Annotated in this window: 7 protein-coding genes; 3 read left to right on the top strand and 4 right to left on the bottom strand. The window is 48.3% G+C overall.

All coding sequences use genetic code 11. The annotated features are described in order from the left end of the window. Positions 1–132 precede the first annotated feature (132 nt). Positions 133–2,691, top strand: a complete 2,559-nt coding sequence (locus WCO51_06835; GenBank protein MEI6512977.1) for a GAF domain-containing protein — start codon at positions 133–135, stop codon at positions 2,689–2,691. A 14-nt stretch (positions 2,692–2,705) separates the two neighbouring features. After that, positions 2,706–3,893, top strand: coding sequence for a sigma-54 dependent transcriptional regulator (locus tag WCO51_06830; protein ID MEI6512976.1), 1,188 nt, complete (start codon positions 2,706–2,708; stop codon positions 3,891–3,893). Positions 3,894–4,469: 576 nt separating this feature from the next. Here the strand turns inward: WCO51_06830 and WCO51_06825 are convergent. From WCO51_06825 to WCO51_06810, 4 genes are all read right to left on the bottom strand, one after another. After that, entirely contained in the window at positions 4,470–5,258 is a 789-nt protein-coding gene (locus WCO51_06825) for an alpha/beta hydrolase-fold protein (protein ID MEI6512975.1), read from the bottom strand. Between the two features lie 63 nt (positions 5,259–5,321). Next, entirely contained in the window at positions 5,322–6,101 is a 780-nt protein-coding gene (gene thyX / locus WCO51_06820; protein ID MEI6512974.1) for an FAD-dependent thymidylate synthase, read from the bottom strand. A gap of 94 nt (positions 6,102–6,195) precedes the next feature. Continuing rightward, positions 6,196–6,876, bottom strand: coding sequence for an NAD-binding protein (locus WCO51_06815; protein MEI6512973.1), 681 nt, complete (start codon positions 6,874–6,876; stop codon positions 6,196–6,198). Between the two features lie 12 nt (positions 6,877–6,888). Beyond that, entirely contained in the window at positions 6,889–7,341 is a 453-nt protein-coding gene (locus WCO51_06810; protein ID MEI6512972.1) for a TrkA family potassium uptake protein, read from the bottom strand. 328 nt (positions 7,342–7,669) lie between these two features. On the opposite strand from WCO51_06810, the gene WCO51_06805 reads away from it, so the two are divergent. After that, positions 7,670–8,230 carry a flavin reductase family protein gene (locus WCO51_06805; GenBank protein MEI6512971.1) on the top strand — a complete coding sequence of 187 codons (561 nt, stop codon included), beginning with the start codon at positions 7,670–7,672 and terminating at the stop codon, positions 8,228–8,230. Positions 8,231–8,301: the final 71 nt, after the last annotated feature.

Genomic DNA, 8,301 nt, shown 5'->3' with positions numbered 1-8,301 from the left:
TACATAGTGACGAGGGGTATTATACCTCCCACCTTCACGATTGAATTTCAGGAATAAATAGTGTTGGAGACTAATTAGAATACATATAATCCACTCAGCCTCCGAAAAATACATTGGAGGCGAATGCGACGGATGCCCGGTGAAAATATTGGGTTAATAGAATCAGGCGCTTGGCAGGAAATGAGCGCGCTGCTTCAGTCAACGCTAAATGAACCGACTGATGTCGCGATTTGTCATGTCTTTGAAACCAATCAACGCACTTGCGGAGCCATCTGGAGTGGTCTTTATTCCCCTCAATTCGATGGCAGTTTGGTCTGCGTTCAATCAGCTTCCAGCGCTAAATTCCCATCTCACTTCGAACCGGAAGTTCTCGTTAGTCAGGTACTGACCGATCAGGATCAGACGCAATATCGTTCAAATGACGGCTTTATTCATCTTGCCCGCAGATTGAGTATCAATGGGCCGCCTCAAGTTTTTGTCGCCTCTTATCCCGCCGAACAGTTTGATGAATCGCATTTCCATACCATCTACTCTCTGCTATCTTTTGCTTTAGATCGGCAGCGGATGTATCTTCAGCTTGAACAAGCTCAAATGCAAAGCGAGAAACGGCTTCGGGAAGTGACAGCCCTTTATGAGATAGGCCGCGCTTCTGAAGAAAACGAGATCGAGCGTCTCTTGCAACTTATCGTCGAGAAGGCTTCCGTGGTCATGGAAGCTCAAGCCTGTTCACTGCTGCTCAGGCATCATGATGACACGCTGGCGATTGCCGCTAGCGTTGGGCTTTCTACCGATGTAGTTGAGGAGACGAGAATTCCGATCGGCAAAGGCATTGCCGGTCAAGTCGCGGCAACGGGTGAGCCGATGCTGATTGTTGATCCTCGCAACCATCCGAAGCTAAAAGACCTTCCTGTCATTTTCAACCCCGAAATCAGTTCATCAATGTGCGTACCTTTACGTGATGAGATGGGCCATGTGTTCGGGATAATCAGTATCCGACGTTTACGCCCGGCGCCTATCTTTACTGAGGATGATCTTCGTCTCTTCACCGTTTTTGCAAATCTGGCGGCGCTTGCGTTTAACAATGTTCAGCTTTATGCCAGTCTTGGCCATCGCGTTCGCGAACTCAGCACTTTGGCAGACCTGACCTCGGCGATCATCTCCCCCCTTGATTTACCGACGCTATTAAGTAGTATTGCCGATAAGATAATCGAGGTGGTGCGCTTCGACCGATGCGCTATCTTGCTGCTTGACCGCAAGGAAATGCTAATCCCTCATATTTTAAGAGGCTATACCAACGGTATGTTCCCCGCCCGCGGATTGAGGCTCGGCCAAAGCCTTCTGGGTTTTGTTGCGAATAAGTTAATGCCGATTGCGGTGAACAACGCCAGCGAAGTTATCCAGCCAATGAAGGGTTTTGCGCGGATGCTGGGGGTTAATGCTTTTGTGGCTATTCCAATCCCAGCTAATGGGCGTTCGATTGGGGTTGTAGTTGTCGATAAACGCAATTCAGGCCAACCCATTAGCGATGCCGACATCGAAGTATTGACCACTTTTGCAAATCAGGCGGGGATGGCAATTGAAACAGCCCGATTATATGAAGATATGGAGCAGAAGCTGTCACAAATCCAGCGGATGGCTACCTTCCTCAATAACATCCTTAGTTCTGTTGCAACGGGAGTGGCGACCGTCAACCGCACCGGTGAGATCACTACTTGGAACACAGCCGCAACAACTATTTTCGGCCAACCGGCTCGACTTGCCCAAGCGCGGCAATTTACTGATGTTTTTGAATCGATTTTCCCCTGCATTGAGGCACGACGCTTCAGCCAGCAGTTTAATCAGGCACTGCAAAGCGGCGAACGGCTCTTCACTCACCTAGTCTTGCAGTTTGCTGATGGGCGGGAATGTGAGCTTAACATAACCGTCAGCTCGCTGCGTTACCGTCAGGGTATACCGCAGGGTTCGGTTGTGTTGATGGAAGAGGTCACTCAACATGCTGAGATGGAGCGAAAAATTGAGCGAATGCAGCGGCTAGCGGAAGTTGGCCAACTCACGGCTACCATCGCTCATGAGCTTCGAAATCCTATGACAAGTATCAAAGGCGCGGCGCAGCTTTTGGTTAATGAAAGCGATCTGCCGGATACTTCACGCGAGTTCGTCAACATTATCTTGGACGAAGTGAACACGCTTTCCCAGATAGCCAGTGAGTTCTTAGAATTTGCCAAGCCGATGATGTTACAGTTGGACAGCGGTGATCTCAACAAAGCCATTACCCACATCATTCAGACGCTCGAACCGTTTTGCGCCGAAAATAATGTCATTGTTAAGACTGAACTTAGCGATAATCTTCCGATAATTAAATTCGATCAGTTGCGGTTCAGTCAGGCTGCGCGCAATTTGATTATGAATGCGGTGCATGCGATGCGTGAGGGCGGCAATTTGAACCTGAACACGCGTTTGCACCCAACTGAGAAGATGGTTGAGGTTTCCTTTGCCGACAGTGGAGTCGGGATTCTGCCGGAGCACCTCGACCGAATATTTACGCCATTTTTTACAACCCGCACCAAAGGCACCGGACTGGGGCTGAGCATTGTTCAAAAGATTGTCGATGCCCACTCCGGCCGCATCGCCGTTAAAAGTGAACAGGGCATGGGGACAACGTTTACCCTATGGCTGCCGGTTGATAAGTAGAGGTTATTAGTAGTATGTCGAAACCAGTGAACCTGTTAATCGTTGATGATGAGCCGAACATTCGGAGAATCCTGCAGGCTGCATTCCAGAAGCAGGGTTATAATGTGCACACTGCCGAAGGCGGCAAACAGGCGCTGAGTGTTGTCGATTCCGAACCGATTGACGCGGTTATTTGCGATGTCATCATGCCTGATATTCACGGCACTGAGTTATTAAAAACCGTGCGAACTACCCATCCTGACCTCGTTTTCGTGATGATGACTGCCTTCGGTACCATTCCGCAAGCAGTCGATGCGATGCGGATGGGCGCATTTGACTATATGACCAAGCCGTTCGACCTTGAAATGCTCAAGAAAGTCGTTGCGCGCGGCATTGAAGCGCGAGCCAAGAGAAATGCTGCCTCGCCGACGACAAAGACTGTTCCAAAAGGTAAAAATGGAAAGTGCGTCATCATCGGTGAAAGCCCCAAAATGAAAGAATTGATGACTATGGTTGACCGAGTGGCTGATGCGCGGGCGACGGTTCTTATTTCCGGCGAAAGCGGTACCGGCAAAGAGCTAATCGCGCGAGCTTTATACGAAAGAAGCTCGCGCGCAGATAAACCATTTGTTGCAATAAGTTGCGCTGCGCTGCCTGAGACACTTCTCGAAAGCGAGCTATTCGGCCATGAAAAGGGCGCATTCACCGGCGCAACAGGTCAAAAACCCGGAAGATTCGAACTTGCTCATCAGGGAACTCTATTCCTGGATGAAATCGGCGATGTGCCGCCGGCTATTCAAATTAAGCTTTTACGGGTGCTTCAAGAGCGTGAGTTCGAACGTTTGGGCGGCACCAAACCGCTTAAAGTGGATGTAAGAATGATAGCCGCCACCAATCGCGACTTAGAGGAAGCCGTCGCCGCCGGTCAGTTCCGCGCGGATCTTTTCTACCGCTTACAAGTCGTCCAAATCTGTCTCCCCCCATTGCGCGAGCGCAAAGAAGACATTCCCACCCTTTGCGAGCACTTCATCGCCAAATACAACACTGAAAACAGCCGCAACCTCAAAAGCATCGCCCCAGCCGCCTTAGATGCCCTAATCGCCTATAAATGGCCTGGCAACATCCGTGAATTAGAAAACACCATCGAACGAGCCGTCGTCCTGGCTCCCGACGATGCCCACCAAATTACCCCCGACCTATTACCGCCGCATATCGCGGTGTGAGGGGGGGCAAGAGGCAAGAGGCAAGAAGCAAGATTTCGGATATGCCTCATTGCTTACTATGTGAATGCGAGGCTGATTGTGCCAAAGCAACCTCCTCGTGAACTTTCTGTTAGTACACCCTTCACAATTTTCTTCAGCGAAGACGTAGAAAAAGGGGAAGGCCTATGAAATAGGGAGGGGGAGTAACTACCTTAGGGTTAGGCTAAACCTAAACTCTTAGAGGAGATTGTCTCTGCCACAAACCAATCCTCGCCATAACACATCTTTCTGTGCAATCTGTATACGGGGCTGAAAGTTAATTATCAAACGAGCATATCAACATAAAAAATTGGCAAGACCGCCAAAAGGAGAACAAAGCTCGGTCTTGCCTAGTAATTCTGTCTGACCTGTAAGAATCTTAACTTACAAATGGGTGTTTATTGGACTGAGTTCTTATCTTCACCTTGGAAGATCACTGTCTTCATTAGCAACACCCTTTGCTAACTCCATATCAGTGTGTGAACTCTCGGAATATAAATACGCTTTAGACATGCAAAACCGGACACTTTTTTGGAGAATTTTTGGAAATTTATTTTTTCAGACTGAAACGAAATTAAAATCTGTTATTTTTACCAGGTAACAAATTGCGTTATTGAGGTGGGTTGACCAGAAATCCCAGCTATGCCCTCCGGGAAATTCCTCATAAACAAACTTGGGATAGTGAGATTCGCCCAGAACTCGAGCCATCTTTCGATTGTCTTCGATAAATCCGTCATCAGTCCCGCATGAAAGATAGTAGGGGAGTTTCGATTCAGCCGGTAGATGGGAAGCCAACTTCAAAGGCCAATGCGAATCCATATCATCCTGGTCATTGAAGACTTGTTTTGGTTGTGGTTCCATGAAAGATGCGTTGAGTACGCTGCTTAGCGCAAAGATAGCGCCGAAAAGGTGAGGATGGTTCCACCCGAGGTGAGTGGCTCCATAGCCTCCCATCGATAACCCTCCAATCCATCGGGCTTTGAGATTATCAATGGTCGCCCAGGTCTGGTCGACGTGGGGAATCAACTCTTCGATAAAATTATCCTCAAATTGCCCGCTGCCGTCTGCCCAATTGAGATATCCGGTTCCTGCTTTATAGAGACCGTCATTGACGCTGACCAACATCATCGGCGGTAGAATGCCTTCATCGATTAGGAGTTGAATCGTTTGTGGGGCATTGCCTTTAGCAATCCAGTCCCATTCGTCCCCAGTCACACCATGCAGCAAATAAAGAACCGGCAGCCGGTCCGTAACAACTGCTTGCCGAGGCCGCCAAACAACTATCGCACGGCGATAATCGAGGATATTACTATGATAAAGCGCCGGTTCCAGCCCGGGAATATCCATATTAGTGTTACCATCCTTATGATTTAACTTTCAGCTATTAGCCCTGTTGTCCCCTTCGCCTTCTTAATAACTCAATTTGCCGGATTTATAGTCTTGGTAGACTTTGAAAACGGTGTTTTTATGAGGGCGGATGCGGCAGTGTTCATCTTCGTTTCGCTTTTCATCGCAATAGCCTAGCGTTACACATTTGGGAACCAGCATTTTGCCGAAATAGGGATCAGCAGTCATTAGCTCTTTGCGAATGCATTTGAACAGGTTGCGGATCTCCCATTGAGCTAGAGTGCACAGCCTTAATCCGGACATGTGGAGCAGCTCTCGCAGGTTCACTGTCATAATTAAATTGGTGGCAACTCCGTTTGGGAAGACGAAACGCGCATCCTCAGCGGGGACACCCAGTTCCAAGAAATGATCATAGATTTCTTCGCTTAAATCTCTAAACCGTTCGTATTCGGCAAAAGCTTCAGGGTTGGCTTCAATCGTAGGAGGCACAACATAGTGAGGGTCTTTGTACTTAACATAGCGCTGGCTTTGCTGGTCAAAGGCGACTCCGATACGATGGCGAACAAGTTGATGAGTCAGCGCGCGGCTTACTCCGGAGATGGCAAAAGTGAAATTGATATGCTCGATAGTGCTATGGTGGCCGGAATCTATTACATGCTCGATTATGCCGAGAACTTTATCGGGGGGAGTTTGGTCGCTCAAATATTCGTCCCAAATCTGCTGAGGCGAGGTTTCGCTATAGCAAGTTCGAGCAGCGAGGAAAATCAGGCCTTTGTAGTATTTTTGGATGGTATCCTTGTCAGGAAAGATGAGAGCAACTTGCACCGTTCCACGCTTAGCCATAGGTATTTTCCTTCTCGGTCTGCTCGATGATTCGATAGTTAACGGATAACTCTGCTCTTCAAGTTGAAGAGCATAATTTCTATACGTATCCGCCTTACCTGGCGTGATCCATGGAGGGAGCTAGCGCATCCCGTAAAGTGGCTTCTTCGTCAGTGGCCACGAGCGCAACAACAATATCACCCTCATGAAATTCGGTATCACCAGTTACGAGAGCGGCTTGCTCTTCTCGAATGACGCAAACGATAAGCGCTTTGGCTTTCTCAGGCAATTCGAGTTCGCGCACTTTTTTGCCGAGGGCAGGCGAAAGAGGACTAATCTGGACTTCCACCACTTCAATATTGCCCTTTTTCAGAGCGCCGATAGGAATAACTTTGCCGGTCTCAATTTCCTGATCGATGATATTGTAGATAAGCTGAGTGCCGCTGACCGTGCCGTCAACGCCAAGTCGCTCGAATAGCGCTGCGTGTCGAGGGTCAACCACTCTAGCGATGGTGCGCTTTACCATAAAGTAAAACTTAGCGGTTTGGCAGGCGACGAGGTTGTCTTCGTCATCACCGGTTACTGCCACAAAAACGTCCGCTCGGGTAACTCCGACTTCCCGCAATACACGGGCTTCACAGCCATCGCCATGAACAACGATTTCGCCAAGCTGCGTTGTCATCCAAGCCGCGTGCGTTTTATCCTTCTCAAGAATGACTACTTCGTGGCCATCCTCTTTCAAATGTTTTGAAAGATGAAACCCTATGTGTCCCCCGCCAACTATGACTATATACATATCTAAATTTCCTTATTGAAGCAATTCTTCGTACAGGCGATTGTATTCATTAATGTTTTTGAATTCTTCATCCAGCAGCCAGGTATGAAGTAAGCCGGCTGTGAGAGCATTTGGAGTTACAGTGAATACGCCCAGTTTCCGATAAGTATCGGCTCGGATAGCATCATTCACCTTAGCGCAGATCTTTTGCACATTCCATAGGTCTTGCACCATTTGGGCAGCCATTAGGTTAGTATTGTCCCCTTGTGTGGCTGCGACAAACGCGTCAGTCCCTTCGATTCCTGCCTGAAGCAGAGTGTCTTGGTCTAAACCGCTACCGATGATAGAATGGATATGATGAATTTGGCCCAGTCTCTTTAAATGATCGGGGTTCTTCTCGATCATTGTGACGTTGTGCCCAGCCTTATCCATTAAAAGAGCTAAGGTCGAACCAGTCCGTCCGCAGCCGAAAACTATCACCTTCATTAATGCAGCCTCCAAAGAGTGGGTCGCTCGAAATTATCCTGAACCCGACTTGTACGCTAGCGCTAGAAATAGGCGGAAACTAACCGCAACAAACAATAGTACCCCAATCTGAAATTCTCGGGATTTCAATAAGAAACCTATACTGGGACTATCCTGGTAGAACACAGATAACGCCGAAGCAATTATCATCAAAGTAACTATCAAAAGCAGAATTTGGATTAGAGTAACGATTCTCATATTATCATACTGAGTATGGACTTTAAGTAAAAGAAAGTCAAGCGATGAGGTCGGGTAGAATTCGAGCAATATAGTGAATTAGAAGGGGCTTATGAATAAGAGAATTATACAACCGCTGCGGCCAGTGCATCCTTCACCGGCGGCGCTAATCACTTCTGTGAGTGATGATGGCCGGACTAATATTCTTACACTGGGTGAAGTATTCAACATCAGCATCAGAAATCCGGTGATTGTGGGAATTGCGATCGCCAAACCACGCTACTCACACGAACTCATCAGTGCCACCCGCGAGTATGTGATTAATCTTCCAACTGCCGCCATGGTAGAGAAAGTCGATCGATGCGGCAATACTTCCGGACGTGAAATCGATAAGTTTGCGGCCTTTGGTCTTACCCCTGTGCCCGCCCAAAAGGTTCGCCCGCCGCTGATCGCCGAATGCCCCATTAATCTCGAATGTCGGGTGATTGGAATTCAGGAAATCGGCGATCACGACCTCTTTCTTGGGGAAGTGTTAGTTGAGCATGTCGCTGAAGAAGCCCTCGATGAAAAGGACCGGATCCTGGTTGGAATGCTCGATCCGCTGTGCTACCTGCATGGCGAATACTGGTCTTGTGGTGAAAAGCTCGGCAAACACGGGTTCACAGTACGTTAATAAACAATTTACCCTTGCCTCTGCAGCTTCTTCCGTGATATGCTTTCTTATACTTGAGGAGGATGCTAATG

It is taken from the genome of bacterium (genome assembly GCA_037131655.1).
In the GTDB taxonomy this organism is placed as follows: Bacteria; Armatimonadota; Fimbriimonadia; order Fimbriimonadales; family JBAXQP01; genus JBAXQP01.
This window is presented reverse-complemented; position numbering and strand designations above follow the sequence as displayed.

What these genes read in the sequence shown, in the direction of transcription:
- WCO51_06835 (MEI6512977.1), top strand. Translation starts at nt 133, where the DNA reads ATGCCCGGTGAAAATATTGGGTTAATAGAATCAGGCGCTTGGCAGGAA.
- WCO51_06830 (MEI6512976.1), top strand. Translation starts at nt 2,706, where the DNA reads ATGTCGAAACCAGTGAACCTGTTAATCGTTGATGATGAGCCGAACATT.
- WCO51_06825 (MEI6512975.1), bottom strand. Translation starts at nt 5,258, where the DNA reads ATGGATATTCCCGGGCTGGAACCGGCGCTTTATCATAGTAATATCCTC.
- thyX (MEI6512974.1), bottom strand. Translation starts at nt 6,101, where the DNA reads ATGGCTAAGCGTGGAACGGTGCAAGTTGCTCTCATCTTTCCTGACAAG.
- WCO51_06815 (MEI6512973.1), bottom strand. Translation starts at nt 6,876, where the DNA reads ATGTATATAGTCATAGTTGGCGGGGGACACATAGGGTTTCATCTTTCA.
- WCO51_06810 (MEI6512972.1), bottom strand. Translation starts at nt 7,341, where the DNA reads ATGAAGGTGATAGTTTTCGGCTGCGGACGGACTGGTTCGACCTTAGCT.
- WCO51_06805 (MEI6512971.1), top strand. Translation starts at nt 7,670, where the DNA reads ATGAATAAGAGAATTATACAACCGCTGCGGCCAGTGCATCCTTCACCG.